The organism is Sporosarcina highlanderae (genome assembly GCF_030433715.1).
GTDB lineage: Bacteria > Bacillota > Bacilli > Bacillales_A > Planococcaceae > Sporosarcina > Sporosarcina highlanderae.
Genome location: NZ_JAROCC010000004.1, coordinates 57,128 through 75,367 on the forward strand (window position 1 = coordinate 57,128; position 18,240 = coordinate 75,367).

An 18,240-nucleotide genomic window follows, 5' to 3' on the forward strand; every position below is an offset into this window, starting at 1 on the left:
GAACTGTATATCTATTGAACTTATACATGCAAAAAGTTCTTGACAGTGAAAAAACGGAATGGCCTGCACCATTCCGTCCGTGCACATATGAATTACTCTTCTTCCTCGTCTTCTTCAGCAAGGAAAGTGTTTAACATTTCTTCGATCATATCCCACTCTTCATCAGTTTCGATTGGCAATAACTCACCGTCTTCGTTATCTTCTGATGGGATAAAGGCAGAAGCATGGATTTCAACTTCATCATCTTCGCCGACTTCATCTTCACCTAAGATGTGGTAAAGGACATATGATTTACCGAAGTCTTCCGAATCGAATGTGAATATAACTTCACATACGTGCTCTACACCGTGCTCATCTACTACCGTCATTGTTTCTTGTCCATGTTCCATATAAGTCACCTCATCTATTTTTTGAATCAAGATACCCTTGAAGTATCATGACTGCCGCCATCTTATCGATGACTGTCTTCCTTTTCTTTCTGCTGACATCCGCTTCAATAAGCATCCGCTCCGCCGCCATTGTCGTTAGCCTCTCATCCCAAAGCACAACAGGATGACCGAACGCCTCTTTTAAAAGTTCCGCGAATCTTTCAGATGCTTCCCCTCTTGGGCCGACCGTGTTGTTCATATTTTTCGGATAACCGACAACGAAAGAAGTAACAACATATTCAGAAACAAGCTCCTGAATTCTTGACATACCGAATTGGCCGGCACTTTCATCAATCTTAATCGTTTCGATGCCTTGGGCTGTCCACCCAAGTGCATCGCTGATTGCAATACCGACCGTTTTGGATCCAACATCCAACCCCATTACCCTCACTTGGACTTACCCCCGTTTTCACGGATGTAGAACTTCACAAGCTCCTCAAGAATTTCGTCCCTCTCCAATTTCCGGATGAGGTTACGGGCTTCATAATGGCGAGGAATATAAGCCGGGTCGCCAGATAGAAGATAACCGACAATCTGGTTAATAGGATTGTAACCCTTGTCCTCTAGTGCTTTATGCACATGAAGCATGACCAATTTAACTTCTTGCTCCATAGATTCCTCAGGAAAATTGAATTTCATCGTTTTGTCGTATGAATTCATAGTCGACACCCCGCTTTCCAATCGTCCGTTTGTTAATCGGATATCTTTCCCACTTACTCTATACCCGACGCCTATTTCCGTTTAAACGGATTTGACATAATCATACACGGATTGGAGAGCTACATCAAGTTTAGAAGCATCCTTTGCACCAGCCATTGCCATATCCGGACGGCCTCCGCCTTTACCATCGCATTGAGAAGCTACATGATTGACGATTTTACCGGCATGGAACTTCCCATCCTTCAAGTCTTCTGTCACTCCGGATGCCAATAATACTTTTCCATCGGAAGCAGCACCAAGTACAATTACTCCCTTTACAATCTTTTGTTTCAATTCATCAATCATTTGCCTTAACGCGTTATTATCTTTGACATCGACTTTGGCAGATACAACCGTCACATCATCAATTTGTTGTGAAGTTGCCAATATGTCTGTTAACTGGCTATTGCCCAATTTTGCAGAAAGTGAATCATTTTCGCGGTGAAGCTCTTTAATTTCCGCCAATGTGGATTGAACTTTTGCAACAATCTCTTTCGGATTCGTTTTTAAGATTGTCGCTGCGTTGTTCAATAGCCCCTCTTCCTCTTTGAATGAAAGGTAAGCCTGCTTTCCAGTTACTGCCTCAATTCGTCTTGTACCTGCGCCGATGCCGCCTTCCGATTCAATTTTGAAGAGGCCGATAGTCGAAGTTGTCGGTACATGGCAGCCACCGCATAGTTCAAGAGAAAAATCTCCCACGGATACTACTCGGACAACGTCCCCATACTTTTCACCGAATAATGCCATAGCACCCATCTCTTTTGCTTCTTTGATAGATTTTTGGTCAATTTGGACGGAAATATCTTCCCAGATTTTTTCATTGACGATTTCTTCAATTCTTTCCAATTCTTCTTTCGTGACTTGGCCGAAATGCGAGAAATCAAAACGTAGACGATCTGGGCCAACATAAGATCCAGCCTGGTTGACATGTTCACCTAACACGAGTTTCAATGCTTTATGCAGAAGATGAGTAGCTGTATGGTTTTTAATGGTCAATTTCCGGGATTCAGAATCTACCTCGGCATGTACTTTTGTGTTGTTAGAAACTTCACCCGATCGGACAACTCCAGAATGCAAATGTTGGCCATTCGGCGCCTTTTGCACATCTTTCACATCAATGATAAAGGACACACTCTCAACGATTCCTTTATCGGCGATTTGTCCTCCACTTTCTGCATAGAACGGTGTACGATCAAGTATGAATTGGATTTCATCCCCCTCAGAAGCATGCGCAACCAATTCTCCATTATGCAAAAGAACGCTAATTTCCGATTCGCAACCTAAATTATCGTACCCGATGAATTCGCTTGTTTCATGAATATTTCCTAACACTTCCGATTGGACATGCATTGAATCGACATCTTGTCGGGCTGCCCTTGCACGTTTCCGCTGATTTTCCATTTCTTCTTCAAATCCAGCACGGTCAACTGTAACACCGGCTTCTTCCGCAAACTCCTCCGTAAGCTCGAATGGGAAACCGTATGTGTCGTAGAGCCTAAATGCGTCCTCTCCGGATACAACTGAATGTCCGGCAGCTTTCGCCTTCTCCATGACACCACTTAAAATGGCCAAACCTTCGTTCAGCGTCTCGTGGAAGCGTTCTTCCTCATTCTTTATCACTTTCATGATAAAGGCTTCTTTCTCTGTTACTTGTGGGTAGAAATCTTTCATGATTTCACCGACTACAGGTACCAATTCATACATGAATGGTTTATTGACGCCCAATTGTTTTGCGAAACGGACTGCACGGCGTAGTAGTCTACGTAAGACATAACCACGGCCTTCGTTAGAAGGTAAAGCTCCGTCTCCGATTGCAAACGCAACTGTACGGATATGGTCTGCGATCACTTTGAATGCAGTATCTTTTTCATCATTTTTGCCATAGGTTTCACTGGATACCTTTTCGATCGATTGAATGATCGGCATGAATAGATCTGTATCAAAGTTGGTGCGTACATTTTGAATGACGGAGGCCATTCGTTCTAGCCCCATCCCAGTATCAATGTTTTTCTTCGGAAGCGGTGTGTACGTATGATCTGGATTATGGTTGAATTCAGAGAACACCAAGTTCCAGATTTCCAAATAACGCTCGTTTTCTCCACCAGGATACAATTCCGGATCCGAGAAATCATCACCGTATTCAGGACCACGGTCATAGAAGATTTCGGAGTTCGGTCCGCTTGGGCCTTCACCTATGTCCCAGAAGTTACCTTCAAGGCGGATGATGCGCTCCTCAGGAAAACCAATTTTGTCTTTCCAAATCGTGTATGCTTCATCGTCTTCTGGATGGACAGTAACAGATAATAATTCCGGATTAAACCCGATCCATTTTTCGTTTGTCAGGAAGTCCCAAGCACGGATGATGGCTTCTTCTTTGAAGTAGTCACCGATTGAGAAATTCCCTAACATTTCGAAGAATGTATGGTGGCGTGCTGTTTTTCCGACATTTTCAATGTCATTTGTACGTATTGATTTTTGTGCATTGACGATTCGTGGATTTGTGGGGACGACCCGACCGTCGAAATATTTTTTCAGTGTCGCGACTCCGCTGTTGATCCATAGAAGAGAAGGGTCGTCGATTGGTACAAGGGGTGCTGACGGCTCTTCGTTATGGCCGTGTTCTTTGAAATAATCAAGGAACATTCTTCTGATTTCTGCTGCTGTCAATTTTTTCATAAGTCTTCCTCCTTTAATTTTTCAGTGATTCAAATAAAAAAATCCCCGCCCCTGTACAAGGGACGAAGATTTTCATGGTACCACCCTAATTTACCGGCGATGTGACACCGGTATCTCAAGAAGCCTTAACGGGGCTAACGGCAAGGATTAGTTGCACTCGGGAGTAGCTTTCCGACAAATGGCCATGGGAATCCTTGCAGCCTGGGGATTCCTTTCTTAACATGGCGATAGGCGTACTTTCTCCGTCAACGTTTTTCTATGATACTTTGGATTATAGGGAAAAGAGTGCAACGTGTCAATCCATTGCCTCTGAAAAGTCGTATGGGGTGACTCCTCTCATCCCGATCATTGGGTCAATCCCAAGAATTGTTTCCCTCGTCAATCTGTATTCCTTTTTTTCCAAGTTGCTGTCAGGACCATCATTGACCTTGCTTCCCTCTTGTATCGTGTTTGACACTGGATCAGAAACATCAGCACCATTGGTGATGGATTCTTTTCGTAATCTTTCCTTCAAGGTCGTCTGCCGCTCCAGTTCGTCTGTCCGGTTGATTCCGATTTTGAACTCTTCGGGCTCCCCGCATAAGATCAGGAAGTTTTTTGCACGTGTAATCCCAGTGTAAAGAAGGTTTTTACGTAGCATTTTCCTATAGCCCCGAACAATCGGCATGACGACAATCGGAAATTCACTTCCTTGGGATTTATGGATTGAACAGCAATAGGCTAAAGTGATTTGATTTAAATCATTTCTTTCATACTCGACTTCGATCCCGTCATAAGAAACGATAAGCATTTCTTTTTTATCCACGGTTTCATTTGCTTTGATGATTGAGATGACCTCACCCATATCGCCATTGAATACGTTACTTTCTGGTTGATTGACAAGCTGGAGCACTTTGTCTCCGATTCGGTAAACAGTCTCCCCGAACACAACTTCCTTTCGATCGGGGCCCGGAGGATTGACCATCTGTTGGATCATCTTATTTAACCCGTCTATTCCGGCAGGCCCCTTATACATTGGCGCAAGAACTTGGATATTCTTAATATGATGGCCTTTCGACACCGCATTTTTGACAACCTGTTCGACCACTTCAAGGATTTGATCCCCAAATGCCTTGATAAATGAACGATCCCCTGTTTTTCGGGTGATGTCATCTGTCCAGTCGCCATTTTTTATCATATGAGCCATTTCAATAATTGTAGACCCTGCACTTTGACGGTAGATTTCAGTTAATTCCACTACAGGAATCTTTCCGGAATTAAGCATATCCTTTAATACTTGACCTGGCCCAACAGGGGGTAGCTGGTCCTGATCGCCAACGAAGAGGATTTGGATATCACTTTGTAATGCCTTTAGTAGTTGGTGAGCCAACCATGTATCAACCATCGACATTTCATCGACAATAATGAGTCGCCCTTCCACTTCTTTACCGACCGCATCATCTTTCTCTTGTCCAGTGAAACCAAGAAGTCTATGGATTGTCATTGCAGGAAGACCCGTCGATTCAGACATCCTTTTAGCTGCACGGCCAGTTGGGGCTGCTAAAACAATTGGAAAACTTTCCTCTTTTTGCGCATAGATTTTCGAATCTAATGAAAGCCCATGCAATTCGGCATATACTTCCACCAATCCACGGATTACAGTTGTTTTACCTGTACCCGGACCTCCAGTCAAAATCATTGCAGGCGAATGGATTGCTTCCTGGATAGCTGCAACTTGCGTCTCTGCATAACTGACACCTAACCGTTCTTCGGCTTCACCAATTGCTTTGCGGATTTCAGAAACTGGAAACTTGTCGGCATGGTCATTTTCCATGATTCTTTCCAACTTCGATGCTATTCCTATTTCCGAGAAATAGAGCGAGGGAATATAAAGTCTTTTACCTTCACCGCATAACTTTCCTTCCTCCACCAATTCAATGACCATTTGTGAAATTTTCTCGAACGTCACTTCTTCCCTTTGACTACTTTCAAGAAGTCGCTTCACTTCCGGCAAAATCATTTCCGCCTCCAAAAATACATGGCCAGCTGACTGGACTCCTTGGTTAATCGTGTGGAGAATCGCGGCTTTCACTCGCGAAGGATGGCTACCCGTAAGCCCCAAATGTTTTCCCAATTCGTCCGCACGTTGAAAACCGATCCCTTCAACGTCCTCAATCAACCGAAAAGGGTTCTCTCTTAATAATTCTATCGCTTCCTCACGATAGGTTTGATAGATCCGCATGGATAGCTGGGGCCCAAAACCCCAATCATTCAATTGAACCATCGATCGCTCCAACCCAAGGTTTTCCTGCAACACTGTTCTTAAAGTTTCTTTCCTATCATCTGAGAGCTTCGGAATCCGATCAAGAACAGAAGGATTTTCAAGGATTTGTTTGATAGCATCCATCCCTAAAGTCTTTACAATCGTATCTGCAGTTTTTCTACCTATACCAGGAAATAAGTCACTCGATAAATAATGGACAATTCCAGTTTCGGTTTCAGGCATCTCTTTGGAAAAAGTGTGGACGTCGAATTGCTGTCCATATGTCGGATGGTTGACAAGTCGTCCCGTTAATCGATAATCCTCTTCGTTCGCAAGTGGGGGGAAATTCCCTTTGATGACGATTTCCCTATCCGCATAGCCGCTATTCGTTTTAGTAATTTTCAATTTGACAATTGAAAATAGATTATCAGGGTTGTGGAAGATTGTTACTACCGGTCTTCCAACTATGAACATCGCCTCTTCTTTACCCATGACTTCCACACCACCTTAACCGTCAGCTGTTATGATTGTTCACCCATTTTGATCATGTCATATATATATCGTGCTTGAGTATGTTCAGGTTCAAGCGTAAACGCCTTCTCAAGGTGACGAAGGGCATCCTCTTTCTGGTTTGTCGATACAGCATATAACACTCCGATATTGTAATGGGCATCAACATTTTCCTCGTCTTGTTCAAGGATGAAGTGAAGTTCTTTTGCAGCTTCCTCAAACAGTTCCATTTCTGCAAGTAGAATTCCATAAGCCAACCTGATTTCAAGATCATCAGGGGCCAATTCGGCCGCCCTTTGAAAATATGGTAATGCAAGCTTACTATTATCCGATTGCTTTAAGCTTTTTCCAAGCATGAAAAAAGCGTCTGCTTCATTTAATCCTGTGCGGATTGCTTTTTCATAAACTCGCGCCGCTTCTTCGTAACGCTCATTTGTGAAATAGAGATTGCCTAATCCATAAAAAGCAGATCCGGCATTTTCATCTAAAGTGATAGCCTTTTGGAAGAACCGCTCCGCCCTTTCCACATCACCAAGAGAGGCAAATACATTCGCTATGTTAATGTATCCTACGGGGTTGTCCGGTTCTTCTTCAGCTGCCTTCATGAATGCTTCTATTGCCTTTTCATATGCTCCCTCTTGTAAGGCTTTTATTCCAAGTTCATTGTATTCCATTGAATTTCCTCTCATCCTACGTAATCTAATTGGACACCGTTTTTAATGACTGTATCGATTGTTCCGCCACCAAGACATTCTTCTCCGTCATAAAACACTACCGCCTGACCCGGAGTGATCGCTCTGACAGGCTCAGCGAATGTAACGACAGCCTCGCCATTTTCCAACAGTTCAACCGTCACTTTCGTATCCGGTTGGCGGTATCGGAATTTTGCCGTACATTCAAATGTTTTTGGCATCGTACGAGCAGTTGCAAAACTGATATTTATGGCAGTCAGGCTATCCGAATAAAGTGCATCGTGATGGAATCCTTGACCGACTAATAATGTATTCTCTTTTAAATCTTTCCCAATTACGAACCAAGGGTCGCCTGCACCACCGATACCAAGTCCGTGACGCTGACCGATAGTATAATACATCAAACCATCATGTCTACCGACAGTTTTCCCATCCATTGTTTTCATTTCTCCCGGTTGCGCCGGCAAGTATTGGCCAAGGAATTCCTTGAAATTCCGTTCGCCAATAAAGCAAATGCCTGTAGAATCTTTTTTCTTTGCTGTTGTAAGTCCAGCCCGTTCTGCAATTCCGCGAACCTCTGATTTGTCAAGATGCCCAAGTGGGAACATCACTTTTTGCAATTGTTCCTGCGTTAGTTGATTAAGAAAGTAGGTCTGGTCTTTGTTTTCATCTTTCCCTCTCAGCATCGCTACACCTTGCTCTGTTTCTACGACTTGGGCATAGTGGCCTGTTGCCAAGAAATCAGCGCCAAGACTGATTGCATGATCTAAGAATGCGTTGAATTTTATTTCCTTATTGCACATTACATCCGGGTTCGGTGTTCTTCCGGCCTTATATTCCTCAAGGAAATACGAAAATACTTTGTCCCAATATTGTTGTTCAAAATTGACTGCATAATAAGGGATTCCGATTTCATTACAAACACTAATAACGTCCTCATAGTCCTCTGTTGCTGTGCAGACACCGAATTCGTCAGTGTCATCCCAGTTTTTCATGAAAATGCCGATGACATCATAGCCTTGTTCCTTTAAGAGAAGAGCTGCGACCGACGAGTCAACACCGCCGGACATCCCTATGACTACTCTCGTTTCCGAAATCGGTTTTGTTGTAGTTCTCATTGTACTTCATCCTTTTTATATTCATTTCACAAGTCTTTTTACGATTTCCGAAGTTTTTTCAGCCGCCTGCCGGATTATTTCTTCATCAAGTCCAAGTCCGAAGCTGAATCGGACAGAGTTCCTTAATTTCGAAGTTTCGCTACCGCATATGGCAGATAAGACATGGGAAGGCTCAAGCGATCCCGCTGTACATGCGGATCCGCTCGAAACCGCAATTCCTGCCATATCCATATTTACAAGTAGGGATTCTATATCCGTCCCGGGAAAACTAATATTTATAACATGCGGAAGTCTTTCCGCTCCCCCCGCATTCACTTCGAAGGCAACTTCATTTTGCTCAAAAGTTTCCATAAGGATCTTTTCAAAGCTTGCATATTTGATGCGATTTTTGGCCATCTCTTTTTGGGCTATTTTCACTGCTTCTGCAAAACCCGCAATTGCTGGCACATTTTCTGTTCCTGCCCTTCTTTTTCTCTCTTGTTCACCGCCGAATAGTAGAGGGTTCGTTTGAAGTCCTTTTCGTTGGTACAAGAGGCCGACACCTTTAGGGCCGTTCAGCTTATGGGCAGAAGCGCTCAATAAATCAACATTTAGTTCATTTACATCCAGTTCTACTACACCGAATGCTTGTACAGCGTCTGTATGAAAAACGGCCTGATGCCCCTTCAACAGTTCACCGATTTCCTTGATTGGTTGAATCGTACCAATCTCATTATTCCCGTACATGATTGATACAAGGATTGTTTTTTCTGTTAATGCATCCGCAACTTGGGCAACATGTACTTTACCGTTTTCATCCACAGGTAAATACGTCACTTGAAATCCGTTTTTCTCTAATTCTTTACAGGAATTTAAAACTGCGTGGTGTTCAATTGCAGTCGTAATGATATGGTTTCCTTTTTCTATCAATGAATTTGCAGTACCGAATAGGGCGACGTTGTCTGCTTCAGTACCTCCTGAAGTGAAAATGATTTCAGTCGGTTCCGCATGCAATGCCTCTGCAATCACTTTTCTGGAGTCATCTAAAAGTTTACGTGAGTTTCGTCCGAATGAATGGATGCTAGATGGATTTCCAAATACCGTATCCATTGCACGCATATAGGCCGCATTAACTTCCGGATGTATTGGAGTTGTGGCGGCATGATCTAAATATATCATTATCTGAATTTTGCTCCTTCACATGTTTATATATAAAACATATATCCATCCAAATTGGAAGATTCGTCTTCTGATTCAACAAGGTCCTCTATTGTAGTCTTGTCAAGGACATCCCTTATCGCATCGCCGATTCGATTCCAAAGTGCTCGCTGCGGTACATTTTCTTCTTCAATTCCTTCAACGACCTGAATTGGCCCTTCAAGCAATCTAATTACATCACCAGCGGTAATTTCACTTGGCGGCTTTGAAAGCTTATACCCTCCGTATGCTCCACGGACACTATTGACAATTCCACTATTTCGCAAAGTAGGTATGAGTTGCTCTAAATATGCTTCAGATAGGTTTTGCTCCTCAGCTATTTTCCGTAATGGCAACGGACCTTCCCCATACTTTTTTCCAAGCTCTACAACAACCGTTAGGCCATAGCGACCTTTCGTTGAGATTCTCATAGTAACCAACGTCCTTTTCTTTAACTACACTTCAAAATATTATAGCATAACTGTCCCTTTCGCTTCCTCCAAATGACTTATCCACTTTCATTGTGTATAATGGAGGAACAGATGTACGGGGAGGGATTATTTTGCACAATGAACCATTGGCATTCCGAATGCGGCCTAAAACTATTGATGAGATTGCCGGACAGCAGGAAACAATCGGAAAAGATACAGCACTTTACCGAATGATAACAAAAGGCCATGTCCCTTCCATGCTGCTATACGGCGAACCAGGAATCGGGAAAACATCATTGGCATTTGCCATTGCAGGAACGACCCAGTTGCCATTCATCTCCTTGAATGCCACCGTTTCAGGAAAAAAAGAGGTCGAGGATGTAGTTGCTGAAGCCCGGATCACAGGAAAAGTCATTCTTTTTCTTGATGAAATCCATCGGTTCAATAAACTGCAACAGGATACATTGCTTCCTCATGTTGAAAAAGGCTCAATTGTGCTTATCGGGGCAACAACTGAAAACCCCTTCCATAGCGTAAATCCCGCTATTCGATCACGTTGCGGGGAAATCCTGCAGTTAAAACGGCTGGAGTCAGAAGATATTGTAAGCCTTATAGAACGCGCACTGAACGATAATGACCGTGGACTCGGGAAGACACCTATTGAAATAACCGCCGAGCAAATCCAGAAAATTTCTGAAAGCGTGAACGGAGATGCCCGAAAAGCACTCACTTTGTTAGAGTCGATCGTTTCGGCAAGTGACGAAGAAGACGGAAAAATAATAATTGAGGATTGGTTGATCGATAATTTGATTGGCCGTATCGGACTCGTCGGTGATAAAAAAGGATCTCATCATTATAATCTTTTATCCGCTTTACAAAAATCGGTCCGTGGAAGTGATGTAAATGCCGCAATCTTCTATCTGGCAAACTTACTGGAAACCGGGGATTTGATCGCCGTGTCAAGGCGGTTACTTGTAATGGCGTATGAAGATATCGGTTTAGCCGCCCCTGAAGTAGGACCGCATGTTCTTGCTGCAACGGAGGCTGCTGTACGGTTAGGGATGCCTGAAGCACGTATCCCATTGGCGAACGCAGTTATCGAGATGTGTCTTGCCTCAAAATCAAATTCAGCTTATAAAGCGGTCGATGCAGCAGTCAGGGCGATAAATGACGGAAAAACTGGCGACATCCCCCTACACCTTCGGGATACGCATTATGCAGGTGCAGCCGACTTAGGCCATGAAGGCTATCTTTACCCACACGATAACCCAATCGGTTCCTTCGGTGGCTGGGTTGACCAGCAGTACTTACCCGACAAACTAAAAGACACCGAATTTTACACTCCGGTAATTGCAGGCGAAGAAAGAAAATTAGCCGGCATTTATGAACGGTTAAAAGAATTTAGGAAGAAATAATAATTATATATGTGATAATGATGTGAATGGGTGGCTCCAGTTGCTTGTAGTGGAAGGCGGCGACTCCAGCGGGAATAGCATGAGCTGAAGACCCCGCAACGTAGCGAAGCGAAGTGAGGAGGCTGAAGCCATGCCCGCGGAAAGCGTCCGCCTGGAACGAAAAGCAACGGTTTATGCAAAAAAAGGCTGTCCAGAATTAACTTCCGGACAGCTCTTCTCATTACTTTTTATCCTTCACTCGTTCAATCGGTATATCTTTGACAATGTCATTCAATACCCAACTTGCACACACAAGCCCTGCCACTGAAGGAACATATGAATTTGAAGCAGGCGGCATCTTCGCTTTTCGAATCTTTGCATCCGGCTTCCCGACTGTTTCTACGATATCTTCGCGTATAACAATCGGACTCTCATCTGAAAACACCACAGGAACACCTTTCTTAATACCTTCCTTTTTCAATCGAAGTCTAATCACTTTCGCAATCGGATCAGTATGCGTCTTCGAAATATCCGCTATCCGAAAGCGAGTCGGATCCAGTTTATTTGCAGCACCCATACTTGAAATGATTTTAATTCCCCGGGAAACACATTCCTTAATAAGATGAATCTTATAACTAATCGTATCTGATGCATCGATAACATAATCAGGGTTGTAACTGAAAAACTCTTCATATGTCTCTTCCGTATAGAACATATGAAGACCGATCACTTCGCAATCTTTATTGACATCGGCAATCCGCTCTTGCATCACTTCAACCTTTGAACGACCGATTGTTGAAAGGGTTGCTACAAGCTGACGATTAACATTTGTAATATCAACTGTATCTTTATCAATTAGTATTATTCTTCCAACACCGCTCCGTGCACACGCCTCGGCAGCAAACGAACCGACTCCGCCCACTCCAAGTATAGCTACTGTAGTGTTGCGCATCCGTTCAACGCCTTCTTTTCCAATTGCCAATTCATTACGGGAAAATTGATGTAACACTAAAATTCCGCCCTTCTTATATCAATCAAAAACCCCTCCGCATGTCCGCAAGAGGGGTATAGTGAGTTAAGAGTAATCTTTAAAAATCAGTAACGAATCCCAAATATGCCGTCTTTGAAGTATCGTTTTGAACCCGCACTCTGCAGGTGGGTGCCATATCCATCATTTCTGAAGTCCCTTAAAGTAACGGGCATTTCATCCAAAACGGAATACGAGCTCCCTACGATAATTATGTTCGGTCAAAACTGATTAGCAAAAAACGAACACTTCAGGATTCGTATTAATAGTATCCTATCACAATCCGGGATTGGATTCAACGATTTTACACCGGTAGTTTTTGTTTATTTCGAATAGTTACTTTCATCCGCCTTATTTGGACTGGATAGAAATACCTAATTCTGTTAGTTGCGATGGATCTACTTCGCTTGGTGCCTCAGTGAGCAGGTCACTTGCGCTTGCAGTTTTCGGGAATGCGATCGTATCCCGTAAATTTGTCGATCCGGATAATAACATGACAATTCGATCTAAGCCGAAAGCGATTCCGCCATGTGGAGGTGTTCCATAATCAAATGCGTCAAGCAAGAAACCGAATTGTTCACGCGCTTCTTCTTCCGTGAATCCAAGAGCTTTGAACATTTTCTCCTGTACTTCACGCTTGTAAATCCGCAATGATCCTCCACCAAGCTCATATCCGTTCAGAACAAGGTCATATGCTTGAGCTTTTACAGAGCTTGGATCCGACTCAAGGCCATCCACATCTGCTGGCATAGTGAATGGATGGTGAGCTGCGTAATAACGGCCCTCTTCCTCGTCATATTCGAACAACGGCCAATCCGTTACCCATAGGAAATCGAATTTCGATTCATCTATCAAATTCAAGTCCTTTCCAAGTTTCAAACGCAATGCACCGAGTGCATCTGCAACAACCGATTTCTTGTCTGCTACAAATAGGAGCAAGTCGCCTTCTTGCGCATCAAGCAGCTTCGATAACGCTTCTGCTGATTCACCTTCAAAGAACTTCGCAATCGGACCTTTTAATCCTTCTGCATCTACTTTTAACCAAGCAAGACCTTTCGCTCCGTAACGTGCCGCGAATTCGCCAAGTGCATCTATATCTTTACGTGAATAATTATCAGCAGACCCCTTCACATTGATGGCTTTCACTTGCCCACCAGATTCAACCGCACCGGCAAACACTTTAAACGAAGAATCCTTCACAACTTCTGATACATCTTGCAACTCCATCGCGAAACGTGTATCCGGTTTATCCGATCCGAATCTATTCATTGCATCATCGTAAGGCAAGCGCTTGAAAGGAGTTTCAATATCGATCCCTTTTACATCCTTCATGACTTGTTTCATAAGTCTTTCATTCAATTCAATGATATCCTCAATCGTCATGAAACTCATTTCCATATCAATTTGCGTAAATTCAGGTTGACGGTCGGCACGCAGATCCTCATCCCGGAAGCATCGTGCAATTTGATAATACCTATCGAACCCAGATACCATCAACATCTGTTTGAACAGCTGAGGTGATTGGGGCAATGCATAGAAGTGGCCATCATGCACACGACTTGGCACAAGATAATCCCTTGCCCCTTCTGGCGTAGACTTTGTCAATATAGGAGTTTCCACTTCAAGGAACCCTTCCCCGTCAAGGAAATTACGTACTGTTTTTGTAATATCAGACCTCATTTTGAACACTTTTGCAAGTTGTGGTCTACGTAAATCTAAGTAACGGTATTTCAACCGGATTTCTTCATTGACATCTGTCTCGTCTTCAATAATGAAGGGCGGAGTTTTAGCTTCATTGATGATTTGGATTTTTTCCACATGCACTTCAATGGAGCCTGTTTGGATTTTGTCGTTTTTTTGTTTCTCTTCCCGTTCGACAACCTTGCCATATACTTCTATTACAAATTCACTTCGAATAGACTCGGCGATTTCAAGGGCAGCACTAGAGAAATCCGGGTTGAATACAGTTTGAACAATCCCCGAACGGTCTCTTAGATCGATAAAAATGAGGCCGCCAAGATCCCTTCTTTTTTGTACCCAACCTTGCAATGTAACAGTTTGCCCGATTACCTTCTCTGTCAATTCTCCGCAATAATGTGTCCGTTGCATAAAATCATCAACCTTCCTTATTTCAACTGTTCTTTTATTGTTTCAATAATATTTTCATCGGATACTTGTTCCTGTGAACCATCGCCCATATTTTTAAGTTGGACAACATTTCCATTCACTTCATCTTCACCAATTACAATTACCAATTTCGCATTGAAGCGGTCGGCCGATTTCATCTGCGCCTTCATTTTGCGGTCCATATAATCCATATCCGCACGGATGCCTGCGCTTCTAAATTCATTCAATAATTTAAATCCTTTTCGGTGGGCGGGAGTATCTAAGGTTACGATATAAACATCAAGCTCCGATTCTTGCTTAAATGACTTTCCTTCCGCATCCATTGCTAATAAAAGACGCTCTATGCTCATGCCAAAGCCTATCCCAGGAGCTGCCGGACCACCAAGCTCTTCCGCCAACCCATTGTATCTGCCCCCACCGCAAAGTGTTGTAATGGCACCGAAACCATCTGAAGTACTCATGATCTCAAAAGCAGTGTGATTATAATAATCGAGTCCGCGCACTAAATTCGGATCGAGTTCGTATCCAATTCCGACATCATCCAAATAACTCTTTACTTGGTCGAAATACGTTTTAGACTCCTCATTCAAATAATCCGTCAATGATGGGGCAGTCGCCATTAAAGGATTCTTGTGGTCGACCTTACAATCAAGGATGCGAAGCGGATTTTTCTCTAAACGGGACTGGCAATCCTTACAGAACTCTCCGATGCTTGGAGTGAAATGTGCAACGAGCGCATTTTTGTGTGCATTTCTCGATTCAATATCTCCCAATGAATTGAGGACTAACTTAATATCCTTCAAACCGGCACGCTTATACACTTCCATTGCAAGCGAGATAACCTCTACGTCAATAGCAGGATCCGCACTTCCGATTGCTTCAACTCCAAACTGGACAAATTGACGGTAACGTCCAGCCTGTTGGCGTTCGTATCGGAACATTGGGCCTTGATAGTATAGCTTGACGGGTTGATCTGGATAGCCGAACATTTTATTCTCGACAAATGAACGAACGACCGGAGCCGTTCCTTCGGGCCTTAGCGTCATGGAACGATTTCCACGATCGGTAAATGTATACATTTCTTTCGTTACAATATCGGTAGTATCCCCAACTGTACGTAGAAACACTTCGGTTTGTTCAAAAATCGGTGTGCGGATCTCCTTGTAGCGATACATGTCGCATACTTCACGGATAATCGATTCGACTTGTTGCCATTTCCACGATTCGGATGGCAGAATGTCTTGCGTCCCTCTTGGCACTTTAAAATTCATTTGACTACCCCTCCCATGATAATTATTGTTCCGAAAACATAAAAAAGCCCCCATCCCTTGTTAACACAAGGGACGAGAGCTACTATCAGCTTCCGCGGTTCCACCCAAATTGGCATTTAAAAATGCCCACTCGTATCCGGATAACGGCCGGTTCCGTCCGCACCTACTGAAATGGATCGTTCAGCACGGAGCCTCGATGGTGTTGTTCACTTTATCCGTCTGTAGGGAAGATTTCAGCCACGTCCGCCCCTCTCTTGTCAGTCCGCAATATAGTTACTTTCCATGTCAAAAGCGAAATTTGTTTATTTAACCTATGTTTGAATTAAATCTTATCTTAATCATTCATGAACGAAGTGTCAACCTTTTTAATTTCTGTATAGCATTTCGCCTAAGAAACTTCTACAATAGATAGAAAGGGAGAGTGATAGTTTGTCAAAATTATGCAAAGGGATTCTTGCTTTCATCCTAATTATCGCCATCACCTACGATTTTCCTACAATTTCTGCAAAAGGCGAAACAGTCATCATTAATACGAAATCACTAAATGTCCGTACCGGACCAGGTCTGACTTACCCAGTTACCGCTTCCTTGAAAATGGGCGACAAAGTAGAAATTGTGTCATCTTCAGGAGATTGGCATGAAATTAAAGTCGGATCAAGAACTGGATGGATTGCATCCTGGCTTGTAGTAGACCAGCGGGCTGTCGGGAGTGCAAAAAGAACTGCTGTTTCAAAAGTGAATGCTTTAAATATCCGGCTTGAACCTTCAACCAGCGCTGCTGTAATTGGCCAATTGATGGCTGGGGATGCAGTTGAAGTGACTGGACTCAAAGGTGAGTGGGCCTCCATCTCAAAAAACGGAAATAATGGTTGGGTACATACGGATTACATTACTGAAATTTCACATAGTGAAAGTGGACAAGCAGCAACAATCTCAAAACAACAACCAACAAAGACCGAACAATTCACCGTGTCTGTCGATGCATTGAATGTCAGGATAGAACCTAACCTATCTTCTAAGAAAATCGGACTAATCAGAAACGGCGAGACTTTTCCCGTCGTTCAAGTTGACGGAAATTGGGTCAAGATTAAATTAGACAATAAAACTGAAGCATGGGCCTATTCCTTCCACGGTGTAATTGGTCCGAAAAATACTATTGAATCCACTACCTCAAAGGGAAAAAATGTAACTGTTCTAACAAACGGTACGAATATCAGACAATCAGCTACCACCTCATCCAACATTGTCAAAAGAGCGAATGCTGGAGAAGTCTTAACTGTAGTTGAGGAAGCTAACGACTGGTATAAGGTGGCGTTAAATTCAGGAGAAACAGCATTTATCGCTAAATGGGTCGTCTCTTCCGGTGAAGTCACTAAAGCGGATTTACAGAGTAATGGTGGCAAATCCAACCGTACAGCAGGCACATTAAAAGGTTTAACAATTGTAGTAGATGCTGGTCATGGGGGCAATGACCATGGAACAACAGGATTGCATGGTACTGACGAGAAACTTCTAACATTACTGACCGCCCAGTCTTTAGCTGCAAAGTTAAAAGCCGCCGGTGCCAATGTCATACTTACACGTGATTCCGATACGTACATTTCATTGCGTAAACGTGTTTCCATCAATATGCAGGCAAGTGCGGATGCGTTTATAAGCATCCATTATGATGCAAATCCTGACACATCGATTACAGGATTCACGACCTATTACACGAACAGCAACCAAAAAGCTCTTGCGGCAGCCGTAAACAGTGGATTGGAATCATCCATCAATCTACGAAATCGCGGAGTGCAATCTGCCAATTATTTGGTCTTACGTGAGAATAAGAAGAATTCAATTCTTGTAGAATTAGGTTTCCTATCCAATCCTTCGGAAGAACGGATTCTTACTACGGAGAAATTCCGCGAGCAAGCAACACACGGTATTTATCAAGGGCTAATTAAATATTTCGATAAAAACTAATGAAAAATAAAACCGCAACCCCACGAAAGGAGTTGCGGTTTTTCATTTGGATTCAACAATAATTGTAACAGGCCCATCATTGACTAATTCTACGTCCATCATGGCACCGAAAATACCAGTCTCGACGATCAATCCCTGCTCACGCAAACAAGCGTTAAAATAGTTCCATAACGGCTCCGCATGTTCGGGTCTGGCAGCCTCGATGAAACTCGGTCGCCGGCCTTTTCTTACATCTCCATACAATGTAAATTGGGATACTGAAAGGATAGCCCCTTCCACGTCATCGATGGCCCGATTCATCTTTCCATCATCATCTTCCCATAATCGAAGGCCTGCAATTTTCTTAGCTACATACTCAGCGTCTTGTTTGGTATCTTCATGTGCGATGCCCACAAGAAGGACATACCCCTTATCAATCGCACCTGTCACTTCGCCGGCAACTGTTACGGATGCCTTACCAGATCTTTGTAAGATGACCCTCATG

The 18,240-nt window shown here is 43.3% G+C and carries 15 protein-coding genes, 1 other RNA gene and 1 other annotated feature; of the genes, 2 read left to right on the plus strand and 14 right to left on the minus strand.

Translation table 11 applies throughout. The annotated features are described in order from the left end of the window. Nucleotides 1–92: 92 nt before the first annotated feature. From P5G49_RS06310 to cymR, 9 genes are all read right to left on the minus strand, one after another. Nucleotides 93–389 carry a DUF1292 domain-containing protein gene (locus P5G49_RS06310; RefSeq protein WP_301242646.1) on the minus strand — a complete coding sequence of 99 codons (297 nt, stop codon included), beginning with the start codon at nt 387–389 and terminating at the stop codon, nt 93–95. Between the two features lie 10 nt (nt 390–399). Continuing rightward, nucleotides 400–819, minus strand: a complete 420-nt coding sequence (gene ruvX / locus P5G49_RS06315) for a Holliday junction resolvase RuvX (RefSeq protein WP_301242647.1) — start codon at nt 817–819, stop codon at nt 400–402. Next, the gene (locus tag P5G49_RS06320) at nt 816–1,088 is read right to left on the minus strand and encodes an IreB family regulatory phosphoprotein (RefSeq protein WP_283732267.1); all 273 of its coding nucleotides are present in this window, start codon (nt 1,086–1,088) and stop codon (nt 816–818) included. The genes ruvX and P5G49_RS06320 overlap by 4 nt, the downstream gene beginning before the upstream one ends. Nucleotides 1,089–1,169: 81 nt before the next feature. Further along, nucleotides 1,170–3,803 carry an alanine--tRNA ligase gene (gene alaS, locus P5G49_RS06325; protein WP_301242648.1) on the minus strand — a complete coding sequence of 878 codons (2,634 nt, stop codon included), beginning with the start codon at nt 3,801–3,803 and terminating at the stop codon, nt 1,170–1,172. A gap of 295 nt (nt 3,804–4,098) precedes the next feature. Then, nucleotides 4,099–6,537 carry an SF1B family DNA helicase RecD2 gene (recD2, locus tag P5G49_RS06330; RefSeq protein ID WP_301242649.1) on the minus strand — a complete coding sequence of 813 codons (2,439 nt, stop codon included), beginning with the start codon at nt 6,535–6,537 and terminating at the stop codon, nt 4,099–4,101. Nucleotides 6,538–6,566: 29 nt separating this feature from the next. Beyond that, on the minus strand, nt 6,567–7,229 hold the full coding sequence (locus P5G49_RS06335) for a tetratricopeptide repeat protein (protein WP_301242650.1): 663 nt from the start codon (nt 7,227–7,229) through the stop codon (nt 6,567–6,569). A gap of 11 nt (nt 7,230–7,240) precedes the next feature. Further along, nucleotides 7,241–8,365 (minus strand): tRNA 2-thiouridine(34) synthase MnmA, encoded by a 1,125-nt coding sequence (gene mnmA / locus P5G49_RS06340; protein ID WP_301242651.1) that lies wholly within the window; start codon nt 8,363–8,365, stop codon nt 7,241–7,243. A 21-nt stretch (nt 8,366–8,386) separates the two neighbouring features. Beyond that, the gene (locus tag P5G49_RS06345; protein WP_301242652.1) at nt 8,387–9,523 is read right to left on the minus strand and encodes a cysteine desulfurase family protein; all 1,137 of its coding nucleotides are present in this window, start codon (nt 9,521–9,523) and stop codon (nt 8,387–8,389) included. Nucleotides 9,524–9,549: 26 nt separating this feature from the next. Then, complete coding sequence (cymR, locus tag P5G49_RS06350; protein WP_301242653.1) at nt 9,550–9,972, minus strand: cysteine metabolism transcriptional regulator CymR; 423 nt, start codon at nt 9,970–9,972, stop codon at nt 9,550–9,552. 131 nt (nt 9,973–10,103) lie between these two features. On the opposite strand from cymR, the gene P5G49_RS06355 reads away from it, so the two are divergent. Further along, entirely contained in the window at nt 10,104–11,387 is a 1,284-nt protein-coding gene (locus tag P5G49_RS06355) for a replication-associated recombination protein A (protein ID WP_301242654.1), read from the plus strand. Between the two features lie 220 nt (nt 11,388–11,607). Here P5G49_RS06355 and P5G49_RS06360 read toward each other — a convergent pair whose 3' ends face one another. From P5G49_RS06360 to hisS, 4 genes are all read right to left on the minus strand, one after another. After that, the gene (locus P5G49_RS06360; RefSeq protein ID WP_301242655.1) at nt 11,608–12,375 is read right to left on the minus strand and encodes a tRNA threonylcarbamoyladenosine dehydratase; all 768 of its coding nucleotides are present in this window, start codon (nt 12,373–12,375) and stop codon (nt 11,608–11,610) included. A gap of 92 nt (nt 12,376–12,467) precedes the next feature. Next, a non-coding RNA gene (ssrS, locus tag P5G49_RS06365) (6S RNA) lies at nt 12,468–12,653 on the minus strand. Between the two features lie 91 nt (nt 12,654–12,744). Next, nucleotides 12,745–14,502, minus strand: a complete 1,758-nt coding sequence (gene aspS / locus P5G49_RS06370; RefSeq protein ID WP_301242656.1) for an aspartate--tRNA ligase — start codon at nt 14,500–14,502, stop codon at nt 12,745–12,747. 17 nt (nt 14,503–14,519) lie between these two features. Then, nucleotides 14,520–15,791, minus strand: coding sequence for a histidine--tRNA ligase (gene hisS, locus P5G49_RS06375; protein WP_301242657.1), 1,272 nt, complete (start codon nt 15,789–15,791; stop codon nt 14,520–14,522). A gap of 65 nt (nt 15,792–15,856) precedes the next feature. Further along, nucleotides 15,857–16,089: a binding site (T-box leader), on the minus strand. A gap of 131 nt (nt 16,090–16,220) precedes the next feature. On the opposite strand from hisS, the gene P5G49_RS06380 reads away from it, so the two are divergent. Further along, nucleotides 16,221–17,756 (plus strand): N-acetylmuramoyl-L-alanine amidase family protein, encoded by a 1,536-nt coding sequence (locus P5G49_RS06380; protein ID WP_301242658.1) that lies wholly within the window; start codon nt 16,221–16,223, stop codon nt 17,754–17,756. A 42-nt stretch (nt 17,757–17,798) separates the two neighbouring features. Here the strand turns inward: P5G49_RS06380 and dtd are convergent, their stop codons facing one another. Next, nucleotides 17,799–18,239 carry a D-aminoacyl-tRNA deacylase gene (dtd, locus tag P5G49_RS06385; protein ID WP_301242659.1) on the minus strand — a complete coding sequence of 147 codons (441 nt, stop codon included), beginning with the start codon at nt 18,237–18,239 and terminating at the stop codon, nt 17,799–17,801. Between the last annotated feature and the right edge of the window lies 1 nt (nt 18,240).